Origin of the sequence: Latilactobacillus curvatus JCM 1096 = DSM 20019 (genome assembly GCF_004101845.1) — a bacterium.
In the GTDB taxonomy this organism is placed as follows: Bacteria; Bacillota; Bacilli; order Lactobacillales; family Lactobacillaceae; genus Latilactobacillus; species Latilactobacillus curvatus.
Genome location: NZ_CP026116.1, coordinates 1,460,161 through 1,478,455 on the forward strand (window position 1 = coordinate 1,460,161; position 18,295 = coordinate 1,478,455).

General features: G+C 42.0%; 15 protein-coding genes, 1 pseudogene and 1 riboswitch. Of the genes and pseudogenes, 7 read left to right on the plus strand and 9 right to left on the minus strand.

Annotated elements, in window-relative coordinates; translation table 11 throughout:
• Positions 1–77: 77 nt before the first annotated feature.
• Positions 78–1,358 carry an adenylosuccinate synthase gene (locus tag LCU_RS07630; RefSeq protein ID WP_056966447.1) on the minus strand — a complete coding sequence of 427 codons (1,281 nt, stop codon included), beginning with the start codon at positions 1,356–1,358 and terminating at the stop codon, positions 78–80.
• A gap of 265 nt (positions 1,359–1,623) precedes the next feature.
• Between LCU_RS07630 and LCU_RS07635 the strand changes: the two genes are divergently transcribed.
• Positions 1,624–2,757: a VanZ family protein gene (locus tag LCU_RS07635; RefSeq protein ID WP_056966445.1), complete on the plus strand. Its 1,134-nt coding sequence runs from the start codon at positions 1,624–1,626 to the stop codon at positions 2,755–2,757.
• Positions 2,758–2,867: 110 nt separating this feature from the next.
• Positions 2,868–3,815: a DUF1002 domain-containing protein gene (locus LCU_RS07640; protein WP_056966444.1), complete on the plus strand. Its 948-nt coding sequence runs from the start codon at positions 2,868–2,870 to the stop codon at positions 3,813–3,815.
• A gap of 53 nt (positions 3,816–3,868) precedes the next feature.
• On the opposite strand, the gene nagE is transcribed toward LCU_RS07640, so the two are convergent.
• Entirely contained in the window at positions 3,869–5,887 is a 2,019-nt protein-coding gene (gene nagE / locus LCU_RS07645) for an N-acetylglucosamine-specific PTS transporter subunit IIBC (protein ID WP_056966442.1), read from the minus strand.
• Positions 5,888–6,114: 227 nt separating this feature from the next.
• A riboswitch (TPP riboswitch) is annotated at positions 6,115–6,220 on the plus strand.
• Between the two features lie 71 nt (positions 6,221–6,291).
• Here nagE and thiM point away from each other — a divergent pair.
• The 3 genes and pseudogenes from thiM to thiE all read left to right on the plus strand — a co-directional run bounded on the left by thiM (position 6,292) and on the right by thiE (position 8,562).
• Positions 6,292–7,101 carry a hydroxyethylthiazole kinase gene (gene thiM / locus LCU_RS07650; protein ID WP_054644090.1) on the plus strand — a complete coding sequence of 270 codons (810 nt, stop codon included), beginning with the start codon at positions 6,292–6,294 and terminating at the stop codon, positions 7,099–7,101.
• A pseudogene (thiD, locus tag LCU_RS07655) lies at positions 7,094–7,898 on the plus strand (bifunctional hydroxymethylpyrimidine kinase/phosphomethylpyrimidine kinase). Before thiM ends, thiD begins: the two are co-directional and overlap by 8 nt.
• Positions 7,891–8,562, plus strand: coding sequence for a thiamine phosphate synthase (gene thiE / locus LCU_RS07660; protein WP_056966440.1), 672 nt, complete (start codon positions 7,891–7,893; stop codon positions 8,560–8,562). Before thiD ends, thiE begins: the two are co-directional and overlap by 8 nt.
• 185 nt (positions 8,563–8,747) lie before the next feature.
• Here the strand turns inward: thiE and LCU_RS07665 are convergent, their stop codons facing one another.
• The 6 genes from LCU_RS07665 to LCU_RS07690 all read right to left on the minus strand — a co-directional run bounded on the left by LCU_RS07665 (position 8,748) and on the right by LCU_RS07690 (position 15,720).
• Positions 8,748–9,365: a sugar O-acetyltransferase gene (locus tag LCU_RS07665; RefSeq protein WP_004271035.1), complete on the minus strand. Its 618-nt coding sequence runs from the start codon at positions 9,363–9,365 to the stop codon at positions 8,748–8,750.
• A gap of 60 nt (positions 9,366–9,425) precedes the next feature.
• A complete protein-coding gene (locus LCU_RS07670) occupies positions 9,426–11,321 on the minus strand; it encodes a M13 family metallopeptidase (protein WP_056966438.1) in 1,896 nt (631 codons plus the stop codon).
• Positions 11,322–11,425: 104 nt separating this feature from the next.
• Positions 11,426–12,505, minus strand: a complete 1,080-nt coding sequence (locus LCU_RS07675) for an FAD:protein FMN transferase (RefSeq protein ID WP_128486133.1) — start codon at positions 12,503–12,505, stop codon at positions 11,426–11,428.
• Positions 12,506–12,585: 80 nt separating this feature from the next.
• A complete protein-coding gene (locus LCU_RS07680; RefSeq protein ID WP_004271029.1) occupies positions 12,586–13,839 on the minus strand; it encodes an ABC transporter permease in 1,254 nt (417 codons plus the stop codon).
• The gene (locus tag LCU_RS07685) at positions 13,832–14,728 is read right to left on the minus strand and encodes an ABC transporter ATP-binding protein (protein WP_004271037.1); all 897 of its coding nucleotides are present in this window, start codon (positions 14,726–14,728) and stop codon (positions 13,832–13,834) included. The genes LCU_RS07680 and LCU_RS07685 overlap by 8 nt, the downstream gene beginning before the upstream one ends.
• A 62-nt stretch (positions 14,729–14,790) precedes the next feature.
• On the minus strand, positions 14,791–15,720 hold the full coding sequence (locus LCU_RS07690) for an IS30-like element ISLpl1 family transposase (protein ID WP_128486134.1): 930 nt from the start codon (positions 15,718–15,720) through the stop codon (positions 14,791–14,793).
• Between the two features lie 209 nt (positions 15,721–15,929).
• Here LCU_RS07690 and LCU_RS07700 point away from each other — a divergent pair, with 209 nt between their 5' ends.
• The gene (locus tag LCU_RS07700) at positions 15,930–16,469 is read left to right on the plus strand and encodes a hypothetical protein (RefSeq protein WP_056966970.1); all 540 of its coding nucleotides are present in this window, start codon (positions 15,930–15,932) and stop codon (positions 16,467–16,469) included.
• Between the two features lie 47 nt (positions 16,470–16,516).
• Here the strand turns inward: LCU_RS07700 and LCU_RS07705 are convergent, their stop codons facing one another.
• Entirely contained in the window at positions 16,517–16,957 is a 441-nt protein-coding gene (locus tag LCU_RS07705; RefSeq protein ID WP_004271283.1) for an Hsp20/alpha crystallin family protein, read from the minus strand.
• A gap of 192 nt (positions 16,958–17,149) precedes the next feature.
• On the opposite strand from LCU_RS07705, the gene LCU_RS07710 reads away from it, so the two are divergent.
• A complete protein-coding gene (locus LCU_RS07710) occupies positions 17,150–18,202 on the plus strand; it encodes a D-alanine--D-alanine ligase family protein (RefSeq protein WP_039098404.1) in 1,053 nt (350 codons plus the stop codon).
• Positions 18,203–18,295 lie beyond the last annotated feature (93 nt).

An 18,295-nucleotide genomic window follows, 5' to 3' on the forward strand; every position in this document is an offset into this window, starting at 1 on the left:
GTTTGTTGGCGTGTTTAACGACACGTTTAGAAAACGAACTTTGCATTCTCTTTTTTTGTACTCTTTTTCAGCAATACCTACCAGATAGCAGATAAGACATTTGTTTGTTCACGATCTGGACCAACAGCAAATGTTGCTAATGGTAAATCAACTAATTCTTGAATTCGTTCAACATAGTGTCGCGCATTAGCTGGAAAGTCTTCTAGCGTCTTAGCACCCGTGATATCTTCATCCCAACCAGGTAATTCTTCATAAATCGGTGTGCAACGTTCTAATTCGCGGAGACTTGCTGGATAACGATCGATTTGTTCGCCATCTAATTCGTAAGCGACACAGATCTTCAATGTTTTAATCCCAGTTAGGACATCCACACAGTTTAATGATAATTGGGTCACACCCGCCACTCGTTTTGAATGACGAAGCACAACTGAGTCGAACCAGCCAACGCGTCTTGGGCGACCAGTAACAGTACCATATTCATGACCGGCTTCACGAATGAAGTCGCCAGTTTCATCATCTAACTGAGTTGGGAATGGGCCATCACCAACGCGTGAGGTATAAGCCTTAGCCACCCCAACCACTTCGTCAATCCGTGAAGCACCAACTCCTGAACCTGTTGAAACGCCGCCGGCAGGGTTTGATGATGTCACAAATGGATACGTACCTTGGTCGATATCCAAGAGGATGCCTTGTGCGCCTTCAAATAAGACATTCCCCTTTTGATCCAAAACATCATTCAAAACAACTGAAGTATCACAAACATATTGTTTAATTTCTTGACCATATTGATAATATTCTGCAAACATTGTCTCATATTCAAGTGGTTCAGCACCGTAGATTTTAGTAAAGAGCGCATTTTTTTCGTCTAAGTTTTGTTTTAATTTAGTTGCAAAGAGTTCCTTGTCCAATAAATCGGCAATCCGAATCCCACTCCGAGCGGCTTTATCCATATAAGCTGGGCCAATCCCACGATTAGTCGTCCCAATCTTTTGATCACCCTTGGCTGCTTCTTGTAAGCCATCCAATTTAGAATGGTATGGCAAGATAACGTGTGCCCGATCTGATACTCTTAATTGACTCACGTTGATCCCTTGATCCGTTAAATATTTCAATTCAGAAACGAGGGTCTTCGGATTTACAACGACCCCGTTGCCAATCACGCTGAGTTTGTCACTGTTAAAAATCCCAGATGGAATTAATTGTAAATGGTAAGTTGTGTCACCCAACTGAATGGTATGACCTGCATTGTCGCCACCTTGATAACGCGCGATAGCATCAGCATTTTGACCTAAAAAGTCGGTAATCTTGCCTTTACCTTCATCGCCCCACTGTGTTCCAACAACTACTACAGATGTCATATAAACATACTCCTCTATTCGAATCCGTCTTCAGATCCGCTATTTAAACCCTAAAACTCACAAAAACTATTGTAGCAACAAATTATCTCAAAATCAATATAAAAGACGAACTTTAAAATCTCTAATCAGCCTTTATTCAGTAAAATCTTAACGATACATATAACCGATAAAATACGAACGTAAATAACGAACAATGATCCCTGTTTTGATAGGCGTTCATTAAAAAAATACAATATAACCACATCTAACACCAAAGGAGCTCATCATGGTTTACGTCAGCAATATCATTACTGTGGCAATTGCCTTTCCATTCGTCGCAATCATCTTAACCGTTCCACTGTTAGTTTACCACTATCATCGTTATGGTTCGCTAACCATCCTGCGTAGTGTAATTCTCTACAGCTTCATGTTCTATTTGGTAGCCGCTTACTGCTTAATTATTCTTCCCCTCCCCCCACGCTCGGTGGTCGCTCATTTAACCACCCCGCGCTATAACTTAGTTCCCTTTACGTTTGTCCGGGAGTTTATCAACTCAACCCATTTCGTTTGGACCGAACCGAGTTCATACCTCGCAACACTTAAACAAGCGGCAACCATTCAGCCGTTGTTTAACATCTTTTTAACCGTTCCATTTGGCATTTATTTACGTTACTTCTTTAAAACGTCTTTCAAACAGACCTTATTACTTAGTTTTACGTTATTCCTATTCTTTGAACTCACGCAACTTTCCGGACTGTATGGTATTTATCCTCGCCCTTATCGGTTATTTGATGTTGATGACTTATTGCTCAACATCTCTGGCGGGCTGCTTGGATTTTATCTCCAGCCCTTGGTCACCTTTTTCTTACCCACTCGTGAAAGTTTGGATCAAGCAGCCTATGCGCGCGGTCAAAAAGTGGGCTACTTCCGGCGCTTATTGGCACTTGCCGTTGATTACTGTGTGTTAGGCATCATTACATTTGCAATTGCTGTTATCTGGCGATTACTAAAACTACCCACCATTCATTCAGAAATGCTTCAGTACTGCCTGGCAACTGGTGCTTACTTCTTAATGCTCCCCGTTTTTTGGCGTGGCAAAACACCTGGTCAATCTCTCCTGCAACTACAGATTGTCGCTGACCATCATCCTCGTTGGGCGATCTTCTGGCGCCAGCTACTCCTATTTTTCATCGTCATTCCCAGTTTTCAACTCTGGCGCGTCACCCTGGATGCCGCTGTTGCTAGTGGCCAACAACATTTTGACGTCTATCTCTTTATTATCGGTCTCTCACTCTTACCACCACTGTTATTCACCGGTAACTTCTTATTAAGTTGGGTGACTAAACGACCACAATTATTCTACGAGAAACTAACCCATACACGGGTCATTAGTAGCATTCACCCCACTCAGCAACCTTAAAAAAGCCTTAAAATCATCTTTAATTCCTAAAAATAGTTAAAGTCGGATACTTTACGGCTTGAATTGGCTATACTAAAGGTATCATTCGCTTTGAGAAAGGATTATTGCTTATGTTTAATAAATTGAAGTTCCTCATCCCCATTGCATTTACTGCTATTATCGGTCTGAGCGCACAACCGGCCTTTGCCGACAGCACCACATCGTGGGACAAACCCGTTGCCACTCTTGGGACCAGCCTTTCTAGCACCCAAAAAGCTGATACCCTTAAGACACTGGAAAATGCCGCGAACGTCACAGATGTCAGTGAACTAACAGTGACCGGTTCCACACTTGTAAAATATCTTGATCAAAATCAACAAACATTTAACGCCAACTCAAGTGTCTACTCAAGTGCTTTAATTCAAAAAAATGACAGCAATACCGGCATCAATGTTAAAATTATCGATTTTAATGGCCATAACAACATCACCACAATTACAGCCAACCAATATAAAAATGCGGCCTTAACCGCCGGCGTCACGAATGCGACAATTTACGTGACTTCCGCCATTCCAATCGATGGCTCTGGCGCCTTAGCTGGCGTTTACGCCGCTTTCGCTGAAAATGGCGATTCACTCAACCAAGCGCAAGTAACTGCTGCTCAAGACGAAATGAGCACCCTCAGCGATATCACACAGGCTAATAAAGGCACCGATGGTTATTCAGATTCCCAATTGAATAATGCCGTCACAGGTGCCAAAAAAGACATGGCAAGTAAGGGCAATAATCTGACTGTTAACCAAATTACTACCATCGTCAATAATCAACTCGAACAAAACAACCTCACCAACATCATCAACAATAATCAAAAACAACAAATCATTAATGTTCTCGTTAAAATCCAAGATTCCGGTGCTTTAAATTCGGATGATTTCAAGAATCAAGCCGGTAAGTTAATGAATAATATCCAAAGTGGTGCGAAAAACATCTTCAATAAGCTCAACACCCAAAGCAATCGGAACTTCATTCAAAAACTCTTTGATAGCATGGCTAATTTCTTCAAAGGATTATTTAACTAAATAACACAAAAAAGCCCCGCAAACTGAAGTTTTCGGGGCTTTTTATTTATTCATTATTTCGTTGTTGCTTTTAAGGCAACTGCGTCTGCAGCAACTGTGGTACTCATTGCGTTAAACTTAATGTAATCAACAGCGGGCATGTTGGTAATGATCACCATCATTGCCGTCTTCTTACCAGCAGCAGTAATTTGATTCAAATCAACCGTTGCTAATAAGTCGCCATGTTTGATTGTTTGGCCTTCTTCAACAGCGACTGCAAAAGGTGCGCCGTTTAATTCAACCGTATCAATTCCCATGTGCACTAAGACTTCTAAACCGTTCGTTGTTTTAATCCCGATTGCATGTTTCGTTGGGAACACAGTCATAACAGTCCCATCAACTGGTGCAACAATTTTGCCGTCTGTTGGAATGACAGCATAGCCATCACCGAGCATTTTTTGAGCAAAAGTTGGATCATCAACATTTTCAATATCGATCAATTCACCATTAGCAACTGCATAGAAAACATTTGTTTCACCTGAGTTAATATCGCTATCAACAGGTGCTTCAACTGGTGCGGCAGCTTGTTCTGGTGTACTTGTTGCGATTGGCGTATTGTGGTTATAAAGTTCTTTTAAAGCATCAGCAACAAATTGGACTTCTGTCCCAATAATAATTTGAATGTTTGTTTTATCTAAAACGTTAATCCCAGCAGTACCAGCAGCTTTAATCGCTGATTGGTTAACATTGGCAGTGTCTTCTAATTGTAATCGAAGACGTGTTGTACAGTTGTCAATCACTTTGATATTGTCTTTGCCACCGATTGCAGCGTAGATCCGTTTTGCTTGAACCATGAATTTATCATCAGTAGCGTCTGTTTCAACGCCAGCAGTATCTTCATCAACAGCATCTTCTGCTTCACGACCTGGTGTCATCAAGTTAAATTTCTTGATGGCAAAGTTGAACCCAAAGTAGTAAATAACTGCCATGACCAACCCTTCAACCAATAACATCAACGGTTGGTTAGCAACTGGGTTTTTCAAACTTAAAACATAATCGACTAATCCAGCACTAAATGCGAAACCGGCTGTCCAGTGGAAGAAAGCAGCAACAGCCAATGAAATCCCTGTGAAAGCTGCATGCAATACATAAAGTGGCCATGCAACAAACATGAATGAGAATTCAAGTGGTTCTGTCACCCCTGTAAAGAATGACGCAAAACCAGCAGCTAACATCAATGAAGCTGTTGCTTTACGGCGTTCTGGACGAGCATTTTTGTAGATTGCGTAAGCCCCAGCAGGTAAGCCGAACATCATGACTGGGAAGAAACCAGCTTGATACATCCCTGTCTTACCAATCACAGCTGAACCATTCGCAAGTGATTTCGCACCACCCAAGAAATTCCCGATATCATTAATGTTAGCAACATCAAACCAGAACACAGAGTTCAAGGCATGGTGTAATCCGGTTGGAATTAATAAACGGTTGAAAAAGCCGTATAGACCGGCACCAAACCAACCCAATTTAGAAATTGCTTCACCAAATGACACTAATACTGTAAAGACGGCTGGCCAAACAAAGTACAAGATAGCTGAAACAACCATCATTGCAGTTGCCGCCATAATTGGCACTAAACGTTTCCCACTAAAGAATGAGAGGGCCATTGGCAACTTCACGTTGTGGAAGCGATTATACATTGCAGCCGCAATTAAGCCGGCAATAATCCCGATTAAAACATTCCCTTCAATCTTACCAAAAGCTGGGTTTACTTTAGCGATGTCTGATAAACCTTGCATCGCTTGAATTGAAGCAGGTGCCAAGATTGTCTTAGGCACTAAGAAAGCGACTAAACCAGCAAGTGCAGCTGCACCATCTTGATCCTTAGACATCCCGAGTGCTAAACCAACGGCGAATAATAATGGCAAGTTATTTAAAATTGCACCGCCACCGGCTGATAAGAAAATTGTAAAGACGTTTGCGTTTGAATCGCCATTGCCAACCCAGTTCGCAATCCCCATTAAAATTGCGGCTGCTGGTAAAACAGCAACTGGCAACATTAATGAACGACCCATTCGTTGTAAGTAATTCTTCATAAGTTTTTCTCCATTCATTTTTTTCGTTAATATGATTAAATCATTAATGTAAACGATAAGCAAGCGCTTAACAATCGGTATAGACCTTTATAAATAGCGGTTGAAGCGGTTTCATGCACACAAAAATATTGGTCTATACCTAAAAGTTAACAAATGATATCTGATTCACCAAATAAAACGGTTGCATTCACCTACCACACTCTCTATACCGAGGGTACAAATTAATCGCTTTGCACTAGGGGTGTTCTTAGAAGAACTGAGATAGGTTTGTACAGCCTGATCCCTTTGAACCTGTAAGTTCAGACTTGCGTAGGAAAGTGCCTTTCTTTAGACTACTCACACCACTTTTCTATGCATTCGTGCATCGTTAAGTGATTTTTTTAGTTTTTAAGGGAGGTTTTTATATGGTTGTTTCAATGTTAGAAAAAGTTAGAGCGCTCAATCCAATCGTTGCTAATGTCGCAAATGGCGTCACAATTGATCAGGTCGCCAACGCACAAAATGCAATCGGTGCCTCACCAATTATGTCTAATGCACCAGAAGAAGCGGAGGGAATTGTTACCATCGCACAAGCCATTACGATTAATATTGGTAGTTTGTGGGCACCACAGATTCAAGAAATGATGGCCCTAATGACCGCCGCTTATCAACAACAAAAACCCGTTGTTCTTGATCCAGTGGCAGTTAGCTCACTGGCCTACCGCCAGCAAATTATCGAGCAACTATTAATACTTGACACACCAACTCTCATTCGTGGTAATGCAGGTGAAATTGCTTATTTTGCTGGGATAGATTGGCAAGCAAATGGCATCGACGCCGGGCATGGAAATAGCGATCCAGTCATTATTGCTAAGGCCGCGGCCAATCGTTTACACACCATAATTTTATTAACGGGTCCGACCGACATTATTACAGACGGTCAACGCGTTACGCTGATTTCAAATGGTACCTCACTTTTTCAAACACATGTTGGTTCAGGTGATATGTTATCGGGTCTCTGTGGTGCATTTGTTGCAGTTCATCCTGCAGATCCCTACCAAGCCGCTATCGAAGCAGCCGCCACATTTGCCGTTGCCGGCGAACTAGTAGCCACAGCAATGGAAACACCGCTACCTGGGACCTTCTATCCCCAATTAATCGATTATTTATTCCACATTACCCCAGCCAAAGTAGCAAATACCGTCCAACTAAGTGAGGTGCCTACTCATGAATGAATTCCCACAAGCTCTAACCATCGCCGGTTCTGACAGCGGTGGTGTGCTGGTATGCAAGCTGATATTAAAACTATCCAAGAGCGCCATGTTTTTGCAACCAATGTAGTTGTCGCGATCACCGCTCAGAATACGCTTGGCGTTCAAGCCAGTCTGCCACTATCACTAATCAATCAACAATTCGCTTCATTGGCTACTGACTTTAAAATTCGTGCCTGCAAAACGGGAATGTTGGCAGATGCTGAACATGTTGCAACGGTCGCTGAAAATCTACGCCATTATGATTGGGGGCCGCTCACCCTTGATCCTGTAATGATTGCCAAGGGCGGTGCACAGCTACTTGCCGACGATGCCATCGATACCCTACGTACTGAATTATTGCCGCTAGCCACAGTGCTGACACCCAACTTACCCGAAACCGAAGTTCTCACGGGCAGCCGCATAAAGACAACAGCTGATTTCAAACAAGCGGCCCACCAACTCCAACAAATGGGCGCCAAGAATATCATTATCAAAGGGGCCATTTAGACTATCAATCACAAGCCGCCGATTACGTCCTCTAGGCTGATGGACAAGATGAATGGTTAACTACACCACGAATTGCTACTAAACGAACACATGGCACTGGAGATACGTTTTCAGCTTGTTTAACCGCCGAGCTAGCTAAGGGCACCCCTTTGAAAGCAGCAATTCATATTAGCAAAGCCTTTATCCAAGCCGCAATTGCTAATCCGATTGCTGTTGGTCACGGCCACGGACCAACCAATCACTGGGCTTATCAGGAGGTTCATCATGACTAACATTTCCCGGGAAATGTTCCAAACTTATTTGGTAGCGGGTACCCAAAATACCGGTATGGATGATTTTCTAAACATTCTCGAACAAGCACTACAAGCCGGCATTACCTGTTTCCAATTCCGTGAAAAAGGTGCTGGTAGTCTGCAAGATTCCGATGCGATTTTAAAGTATGCGACAGCGGCTCAAGCCCTTTGCCGCCATTATCAAGTCCCATTTATTATCGATAACAATCTCGATTTAGCACTTCAAATCAATGCAGATGGTATTCATGTCGGCCAAAGCGATCACCCGTGGCATAAAATTGAAACGGCCAAAGCACACGGCTTAATAACTGGTCTATCTTGCCACACTGAACAAGAACTTCACCAAAGTCATAATCAACCGATACTTGATTACATTGGCATTGGTCCAATTTTTCCAACCAATTCCAAAGAAGATGCTAAACCAGCACTTGGCACTAATCGCTTGCGTTTCTTAACGCAACAAAGTGAACTACCGGTTGTTGCGATTGGTGGTATCAACCAAGAAAACGTTGCTCAAGTCGCAAAGACTACCGTGGATGGAGTTGCCGTTATCTCAGCAATCACCCACGCCACAGATATCGCTCAAGCCGTCCAAGCATTACAAAAGCCATGGCACCGCAGTACTGATGAAAACCAATCGTAATTAACCCTTATTACGGTTTGACCCATTCTGAATAGTATTTGCTGCCAGTTTGATTCACCAAACATTTAAAAAAGCCGCTAGAACCCTTTTTATAGAGTACTAGCGGCTTTTTCTCGGTGGTTTGCTGATATTTAGCTTAGTGCTTTGTTAGTGATGACTACTCCATTTAACACTACTCGGTAAACTTATTCATTAGCAAGGGCTTCAAAATAACTTGCTTTTTGCTGCGCCCAGTAGGCCTCTTCTGCCTCATCAATCGGCCGGAGTACCCGACATGGATTACCAACTGCAATCACGTTATCAGGAATGTCTTTAGTCACAACTGATCCAGAACCAATCACCACATTGTTCCCAATTGTCACGCCTGGATTAACAACCGTATTGCCACCAATCCACACATCATCCCCGATGGTGATTGGCTTACCATATTCCAGATCATCCCGGCGTTCTTGTGCCGTCGTTGGGTGACCAGCTGTGTAGAGTCCTACACGAGGTCCAAAGAAAACGTGGTTCCCAATCGTCACTGGTGCTACATCAATAATGATGCAATCGTAATTCATATACACATGCTCACCAATGCGTGTTTGGCAACCATAATCAGTTCTAAATGGTGGCTCAATATATAAATCTGAGCCACTTTTCGCAAATAAAGACTTGGTTAATTCGCGTCGGTAATCTTGTTGTTCTTCAGTGGTTTGATTAAACAACCGAGTAAGTACACGCGCGTGTTTCATATCGGCTCGCAATTCTGAATCGTTCGCCCGATAAATTTGACCATTAATCATGCGTTTTTTTTCTGACATTTCTTTATCCCCCATCACTACTAAAATAGGTGCGTCACAATTGTGGCGCACCTTTTTAATTTACCAAATTGCAACCCGTTTAGCGGGTGCTAAGTACATCTGATCAGCTTTCGTTACATTAAATGTCTCGTAAAAGGCTGCCAAGTTTTGGACCTGAACATTGGCCCGCAACGCGTTTGGTGCATGAACATCAATATTTAACAATAATTGTTGATATTGCTTTGTAGCTTTCATCCGCCAAATCGTTGCCCAATTGACAAAGAAGGCTGCCAAATCAACATCAGGTTCTTCTTTGGCTGCTTCAAGGGCACAACTCAAGCCACCCGCATCGGCAATGTTTTCCGAGACAGTTAATTTCCCGTTAACTGTTGCGCCTGCATATTCTAGGCCATCAAATTCTGCAATCATTTCTTCCGAAAGTGTCTTGAAGTGAGCTAAATCTGATTCTTGCCACCAATTATGCATGTTGCCATACTCGTCGAATTGCGCACCGTTATTATCAAAAGCATGTGAGATTTCATGTGCAATCACTGCACCAATCCCACCGTAGTTAGCACTGCTACTTTGTTCTAAACTGTAAAAAGGTGCTTGCAAAATAGCCGCGGGAAAGACAATGATATTCTTCGAAGGTGAATAATAGGCATTAACTGTGGCAGCGCCCATTTCCCACTTATTACGATCCACCGGTTGAGTAAGTTTCGCAAAATTTTCCGTTTCAATCGTTCGAATAAAGTCAGCTGTATTTTCAAATAATGTCCCATCTTCTGCTTTAGGTACTGTGACCAACTTCGCAAAAATAGGGGCAATCTGATCCGGGTAACCGACATGAATCCCAAGGTGGTTGAGTTTTACAATCGCTTGTTGGCGTGTTTTTTCGGTTAGCCAGTCATTTTTTTCAAGGCGTTTTTGATAAACACCAATCATTTTTTGGACCATCTTTTGGACGTCGGCCTTGGCTGCTTCACCGAAGTATTGCCGACCGTAATAATCGCCAACAACTTGATTGAACATCCCTAAGGCAAGGTAGTAAGCACTCTTTTGTTGTGGACGAGCTTCCTTGCTACCAGATAACGCACGACTATAGAGCGAACTAATTTGGCGTGCCTCTTCATTCAGATAACCGCTCCAACTACGAACTGTCATGACTAACAGCCACGCTTTGAACGTTTCGAAATTGGCGTCTGTCACAAGCTGACTCAGTTGCGCAAAATACTTCGGTTCCGTCACGATAATTTTTTCCGGTTGAACAGGTAGCACCTTGCTAAATAAACGTGGAAAATCAAGCGTCGTTTGTTGTTGCATAAAATCACTCAAAGGCTGTGGATTATAGAGTTTCGTGTAATCCGCTGCTTCTTCGGCACTCTTCACATAAGGTGCCAGTGACCGATCAAATGCCAACGCTAATTTAACCGTCTTCGTTGCATCAACGGGCGCAATCCCAATTTTCTGCAAGAGCTGAACCATCATATCCGTAAAGACGGCCAATAAATGGTCAGCATTGGGATTGTCAGCTTCATAATAGGTCTTATCTGGCAAAATTAAGTCGCTAGCTTCCGCATACAACGCGTGATGGGCTGTGTCTTTCATGTCAGCATCGACAGATAAGCCAAATGGTGTTGGTAACCCGGAAAGTACCCAATCAGCTAACCCACGATTGTAAGTTGCTAAACTATCGAGAGATTGCACCCGGGCTACCATTGGTAGGATCGGTTTCATACCGAGTGCATCCCGCGTTTGAAAGTCCGCAGCTAGTTCGTAATAATCTAGAAAATGTTGTAACAATGCGTTCTTTGCGGTCGACATCTTAGCAAAATCAGCCATTAATTGCTGATCAATCTCATCAACCAAGGCGACAAAGCCGCCTGTTGCTGGTTTATCCGCTGGAATTTCAGCCGTTTTTAACCATTCTTGATTCACTGCCGTATAAAAATCATCTTGCATTCGCACGTTTGTCATCATTGTCCTCCTCAAAAGCAGATTCTTTCCCAATTTTAACATTTTGCCACTTTTTCCGTTAATGCTTTGACCCCCATAATTGCAAAAAAGCCGCAATTTAGCGGCTATTTCGTTGGTAATTGTTTTTCAACTTGATAATTTGAATCTTGGTTAAGTTTAAACGTCTTCTTCAAACCGTTTGATAGATAGATTTTATTATCTTTTGTGATCATGATGGCTTGGATATTCTTCGGTTTGTTGTTGATGAGCTGCATGCCTTCGACAATCCCCTTATTAAAGACAGCATTTGAAAGGGCATCTCCATCTACTGATTTAGGCGAGATAATTGTGACACTCGCTAGGTTATTTTCATATGGGTAGCCAGTATGGCGATCAAAGAGATAAATGTAAGTATGCCCGTCTTTTTTTAGATAATGTTCATAAATCCCTGCCGTAACAACCGAAATATCACGGCCTTTAATCGTACCGACTGATTCTCCACGCGCCTTTTTCGGATCTTGAATGCCGACCGTCCATGGTTTGTTCTTCCCTAATGGTGAATGCCCCATAACAATCACATTCCCACCTAAATCAATAACGGCTGATGTCACACCATTTTCCTTAAAAACTTGTTTAACTTGATCGGCAATGTACCCCTTAGCAATCCCGCCAAAATCAAGTCGCATGCCTTTTTTCTTAAGGTAAACTGTACGTTTGGCCTTATTCAAAACAACGTCATGATAATCGACTAATGGTAACGCTTGGTCAATTTCTGCTTGTGCTGGCACCCGCGCGCCTGGTAACCCAATTTGCCATAAATCTGTGATCGCACCAATGGCCATATCAAACGCGCCATCCGATTCTTGACTATAATGTAACGCTTTTTCCATTAGTGGCCACATATCTTTGCTAACCTGTACAGGTTTAACACCGGCGTTATCATTAATCTTATCCAATTCGGAACCTGATTTGGTTAACGTTGCTTGATTTTCGGACTTTTTAATCCGCGCAAAAGCCTTATCTAGCACGGCTTCCTTGTCTTTATTATAGATTCGCAATGTACAAATCGTTCCGAGATAGTAATCACTTTTTTCATAGGACTTTTTGACCAACGTTTCTTTGTCCGCTGGCTTACTTTGACAGCCTGCCAATACCAGTGTCACCCCTAAGAGTGCCAATCCGAATTTTACCCATCGTTTTTGCATCGTTCAATCGCTCTCCTTGCTACTAAAATCACATGGCTCTATCATACCATCAATCCGCTTTAATTAGTTGTAAAAATCTTCTACTGGCGCGATTCTTTGAGTTGCTGATAGGTGGCAATTAATGCTTTAAAAACACCTTTATCCGAATAAACTAGAATATTCATGCGATAGATAATTAATGCTAAATAAGTCAGTCCAATTAGTGTCGCCATGGCTATGAAGAGTCCCATGCTAGCCCCGAACGCGCCAACATCACCGTTTGCCAGCCGCACAGGTAACATAATCTGTGAAAACAATGGCACATAGCTCACCGCCCGCAATAATGGAATATCGGTCTGTGATGCCAGTACAAAGCCACCCAAATAACTTAATGTGCCCAGTAAAATCAATGGCGAAATGGCTTGTTGTACCTGATCCATTCGAGACACAACAGCGCCTAACATTGCAGCTAATACGGTGTAGAGTAATACCCCAATAATTAAAAAGACTCCTGCATACCACATTGCTGGCGCAACCAAAGCACGACGAATAATCGGCAATAACTCTGCTAACGGTAGTTGCTGTTTCAAAAACTGAAACCCGACAATCCCAACTAAAATATAGACAGTAATTTGGGTGAGTAATAGGGCTAATATCGCGGCAATCTTCGCGAAAAATTGAATTTCAATCGAAACACTTGATAGAATGATTTCCATGATTCGCGACCCTTTTTCAGTCGCAATTTCTTGGGCAATCATTCCAGCATAATTCACGATAAAGATGAACATTAAGACCGTAATTCCAATTGAAATAATTTGGCCCACTTCTTTAGTGTTTTCCTGGGAAATCTTTTCATGACCATTCTGGTAATTAACCGTCACTGGTGCAATGACAGTTGGCGTCATCAATTTCTGGATCTGTTCAGGTGCAACGCCTGCTTGTTGCGCCAAAGCTACTAAATGAATCTGATTTAACTGATTCTCTAAGACACTCGCATCAAATGATGGACTATCTTTTCGTTCATAGTAGCGACTGATTGTCTGTCCTTTTTCCTCACTCAACAACAAATAGCCATCAATTCGCTCTTTCTGGAGCGCTTTGGTGGCTTGTTCCCGAGTCGTAATCTGCTGATCGATTTGATATGTTTTACCTTTTAACTGCTGTAATTCACTCTGTTCTGCTGGTTGCGGCGCCAAAACAGCAATTCTAACGGGTTCTTTGCTATGATCCATCAAGCGACTCACACCAAACGTAATCCCGAGCATCACAATTGGCATCAAAATCATGATTAGATACGCTGGGCTTTTAATATTCTTTAGAAATACTTGTTTAAAAATCACCTTAAACTTAAACATGGCCTTCCTCCACTTTCATTCTAAAGATTTCATCGAGCGTTGGTGCTTGTTGACTAAACTCTAGGATATAGCCATTTTGTGTCGCTAAGTCGAAAATCGTTTTACCAACCGTTTCGTCTGCCAAAGTTAATTCAAACCGCTGCCCGTGCTGTGTTACACGTGAAACACCGTTGATATTTGCTAAAGTTTCGCGTGCTAACGGTGCTTCTAAGAATAATTGCGTTCGGCCAAACTGATTCCGAATTTCATCGATTGTACCGGCGAGCACCACTTGCCCATCGCGCAACATCACAATTCGGTCACTAATCCGCGCAACATTCGTCATATCATGACTCGAAAAAATGATTGCTGAACCTTGTTCTTTAAGCCATAAAATACCTTCTTCTAAAAGTTCTGCATTCACTGGATCGAGTCCACTAAAGGGTTCATCAAGAATAATGAGTTCCGGTTGATGGATCAAAGTCGCAATCAACTGCACTTTTTGTTGATTTCCCTTTGAAAGATCCTTGATTTTATCAGTCCGCTTACCTTTCACCCCAAAGCGCACCAACCACTCATCAATCTGTGGTTTGATGTCTGCGATGCTGCGCCCACGAAGCTGTGCAAAGTACAAAATTTGTTGTTCCACGGTCATCTTTGGATACAATCCTCGTTCTTCTGGCAAATAGCCAAGTTGGTCATAATCCGCAGCGGTAAACGCGCGACCTTTCCAGAGAATAGTTCCCGTATCTGGTGCCATGAAATTCAAGATCATCCGAAAGGTCGTTGTCTTTCCAGCTCCATTTTGACCAATTAAGCCTAATATTTCGCCCGACTTAACCGTAAATGAAACATCGTCGACCGCTAGCATCGTTCCGAAACTTTTGGATAAATGTGATAAAGTCAGCACGTCCCCAACCCCCTACTTTTCATTACCTTAACTATACCGTATTCATTTGGTAGATTACAAATTTAATCCGAATTTTTGGACAAATTTGTCAGCATAACCTGATACGGTGTTTGCCAGTCGAGTATTTTAAGCGGTCGCTGGTTAATTTGGAGTAACGTCGTCGTTAAATCTTGAGCACTAATGTGCTCAAAACGAGTCCCTTTAGGATAAAAATAACGTAAATTCCGATTAAAGCGTTCATTACTACCACGTTCAGCTGGCGTATAAGCATGGCAGTAATAGGTCTTAATACCATATTGTGATTCAAGTGATACTAGCCCACTAAACTCACTGCCACGGTCCACAGTAAAGCTGTGCACCGGACCATTAAAAGTGGTTAGGAACTTAGTTGGTGCTTCATTAACAGTCGCTGTCGTCCGATCTTTTAACCGGTATGCCCAAAGGAACCGTGATTTGCGATCGATTAAAGTTAATAAAACTGCCTTACTATGCCCACGAGGACCAACGACTGTATCTAGTTCAAAATCGCCGATGCGCTTACGTTGATTAATCATCATGGGACGCTGTTCAATTGATCGCCCCAAAGATTGATTATATTTGGATCGTTGGTCAACGTTACGCCGTTGGCGTACGCCATGTTCAGGTAGATCATTCAAGGAGAAACCAATTCTCCCCTGATTTAGCCAATTATAAATAGATTTAGTAGCTAGTTTAAATTCGTGAGCAATCATTCCTGGTGACCAGCTTAGACGTAAATGGTTGAGAATTTTTTGCTTTAACTCATCGCTCAGCTTAGTTTTCCGACCACATCGTGATCGCTTGTATTCGGCATCTGTTTGTGCTAATTCAGCCTGATAAGGTTGACATCGAGATAATTCATAAGAAATTGTTGACGGTGATCGGTTCAGCCGAACGCCCATTTGGATATTGGACAGCCCTAGTTCACAAAAGGTTTCGATTTTAATTCGTTCGGAATAGGTTATACTAGACAAAAGATCAGCTCCTAAAAGATGGGTTTGTGGTAAACACCATTTTAAAGGAAGCTGATCTTTTTTGTCCGAACAGCGTTCGGATTAATTTTACAATCTACTATTTAGAAAGCGCATTATCTCTCAATGAAATATTAAAATTACTGATTAAATCTTAATAGTTGATAAATATTTGCTATACTACAATTATTTATCAATTAGGAGGTATTATTTTGTCCCCAAATCAAGCCTTTTTTCTCACCGTTATTGGTTGCCTGTTAGCTATCAGTTCATCTTATTTTATCGTGCGTCTCAATATGCTAAAGCCAACACTCAAGCAAAATTTCTTGGACCAATATCCTGACACGGATGACCAAGCTTACAAAGCGCAACAATCAATGAAACAAGCTTATTTCAACGCATCCTTTTACAAGCAAGCTGTTCCTTTAACATCTTGGTTAGTCCTTTTATTCTTTTTATCAATCGGTGGCTGTCTAACAGCGCTCTATCTAGATGCCCTGAACATTGCAATCCGTCTTTTGGGGAGTGCATTCATTTTTATCGCGTTTCTCTACCTTAAGTTGCCGACTTTTCAAGCACAGCATACTTTTTGGAAAGCCTATCTACAAGCGCATCCTGAAAATGAATTAAAAGTCGTCATACTCCCACTCGATTCACCCATTCAACAGCGGCGGATTGCCTTACTCACCAAATTTAAATGTTGTACTCTTGTAGCAGGTCTCATATTGTTTTACGCCTCTCTTTTTCTATAACTCAAAAAGCGGCACCAACCATTTTATGGTTGGTGCCGCTTTTTTAATTAACGAATTTCAATTGGGTTCGTTGGTTGGTCTGATTCACTTAACTTCGGTAACATTAATTGTAAGACGCCATCTTGATATTGCGCATCGATTTGATCCCGGTTGACACCAGGTAGGTAGAATTGCCGGCTAAAGCGCCCATAATGCCGTTCGCTTTGAACGATATTGCCTTGACTGTCACTATGATCAGCGAAACTATCACGTTTAGCACTAATCTTCAATGTATTATCTTGATAATCCACGTGAATATCTTTCTTGTCCAGTCCTGGTAAATCAACCGCTAATTGGTAATCCTTATCGGTCTCTTTAACATCTGTTTTGAGTAAGTTGTCCGTTTCAGGCGACATTGCCAATAATTGCTGACCGAAATTCTTGAACCAATCATCTCCACCAAAATTATCTAGCCAATTTTGACGACCATTCATTAATTCGTTTGCCATCTCTAAAACTTCCTTTCTTAATCTTTACAACTCTATTCTAGTCCGTTAATCATGAAATGCAAGTAATTAGCATTCGCTGTTGTTGAGTGCCAATTTTTAAACTAGACCACTGATTTTTCAGCTTTTTGATACCCGCCTAATATGGTTTTGTGCTATACTTAAGGTTCCAAAAATATTCGGAGGTAGGTTCATATGAAAATTGTTGTCTTAGCGGGCGGGCGTAGTACCGAACGTAACGTTTCATTAACGTCTGGACACAAAATTACCAATGCATTACAAACGAAAGGCCATGACGTTGCTTTCGTTGATCTTTTCTTAGGAAATGATTTGCACGACGTCGCATCAATCGATGATCTTTATTCTTCAACACCTGTTGAAAAAGATTACGACATCAGCGACGAAGTTTTAACAGACGACGCCATCAACGCATTACGTACTGATGGTTCAACACAACTCTTTGGCCCGAATGTCTTAGAGATTTGTAAAACTGCTGATATTGTCTTCCTCGCACTTCATGGTGGCGATGGCGAAGACGGTAAAGTCCAAGCGGTTCTCGATCTCTTTGGAATTCCTTATACCGGTAGTGACACACTCGCAGCAGGTATTACAATGAGTAAAAAGGTTTCAAAGGAAATCTTATTATATAACCAAATTCCAACTGCTCGGTTTGTCGCTGCTTATCGCGACCAACCCATGCCAGAAATCCCATTTGAGTACCCTGTCGTGGTAAAACCAAGTAACGGTGGCTCAAGTGTTGGGACACATATCGTGCACAACGAAGCTGAGTTACAACCAGCTGTCGAAGATGCGCTTCGTTTCGACCGCGAAGCTTTAATCGAAGAATTCATTAAAGGTCGCGAATTCTCACTTGGCGTGATTAATGGTCAACCATTACCTGCCATCGAAATCGTCGTTAATGACGGTTGGTATGACTTTGAGCACAAATTCGTGACTGGAAATACCACTCAATTTGTCACACCACCAAACGATTTACCTGATGATGTGCACGAAGCCATGAAACAAATGGCACTTGATGCTATGCAAGCACTTGGCTTAACGAACTACGCCCGCATCGACTTCTTCTGGAGTCCTGAAAATGGCTTACACGTGATCGAAGGAAATACATTACCTGGGATGACGCCACTTTCATTAATTCCACAAGAAGCAGAAGTGCTTGGTATCAGTTATCCTGATCTTTGCGAAATGATTGTTCAAGGTAAATTAGAACTCCTTAAAGCAAAATAGCCAATAAAAATAACCCTGTCGACGATTTTCAGTCGACAGGGTTATTTTTATTTGGTTCATTTAAAACTGATTACTTAGTTCCTGATTAGGAAC

What these genes read in the sequence shown, in the direction of transcription:
- LCU_RS07630 (WP_056966447.1), bottom strand. Translation starts at nt 1,358, where the DNA reads ATGACATCTGTAGTAGTTGTTGGAACACAGTGGGGCGATGAAGGTAAA.
- LCU_RS07710 (WP_039098404.1), top strand. Translation starts at nt 17,150, where the DNA reads ATGAAAATTGTTGTCTTAGCGGGCGGGCGTAGTACCGAACGTAACGTT.
- thiE (WP_056966440.1), top strand. Translation starts at nt 7,891, where the DNA reads ATGACTAACATTTCCCGGGAAATGTTCCAAACTTATTTGGTAGCGGGT.
- LCU_RS07680 (WP_004271029.1), bottom strand. Translation starts at nt 13,839, where the DNA reads ATGTTTAAGTTTAAGGTGATTTTTAAACAAGTATTTCTAAAGAATATT.
- LCU_RS07640 (WP_056966444.1), top strand. Translation starts at nt 2,868, where the DNA reads ATGTTTAATAAATTGAAGTTCCTCATCCCCATTGCATTTACTGCTATT.
- LCU_RS07675 (WP_128486133.1), bottom strand. Translation starts at nt 12,505, where the DNA reads ATGCAAAAACGATGGGTAAAATTCGGATTGGCACTCTTAGGGGTGACA.
- LCU_RS07635 (WP_056966445.1), top strand. Translation starts at nt 1,624, where the DNA reads ATGGTTTACGTCAGCAATATCATTACTGTGGCAATTGCCTTTCCATTC.
- thiM (WP_054644090.1), top strand. Translation starts at nt 6,292, where the DNA reads ATGGTTGTTTCAATGTTAGAAAAAGTTAGAGCGCTCAATCCAATCGTT.
- nagE (WP_056966442.1), bottom strand. Translation starts at nt 5,887, where the DNA reads ATGAAGAATTACTTACAACGAATGGGTCGTTCATTAATGTTGCCAGTT.
- LCU_RS07705 (WP_004271283.1), bottom strand. Translation starts at nt 16,957, where the DNA reads ATGGCAAACGAATTAATGAATGGTCGTCAAAATTGGCTAGATAATTTT.
- LCU_RS07670 (WP_056966438.1), bottom strand. Translation starts at nt 11,321, where the DNA reads ATGACAAACGTGCGAATGCAAGATGATTTTTATACGGCAGTGAATCAA.
- LCU_RS07665 (WP_004271035.1), bottom strand. Translation starts at nt 9,365, where the DNA reads ATGTCAGAAAAAAAACGCATGATTAATGGTCAAATTTATCGGGCGAAC.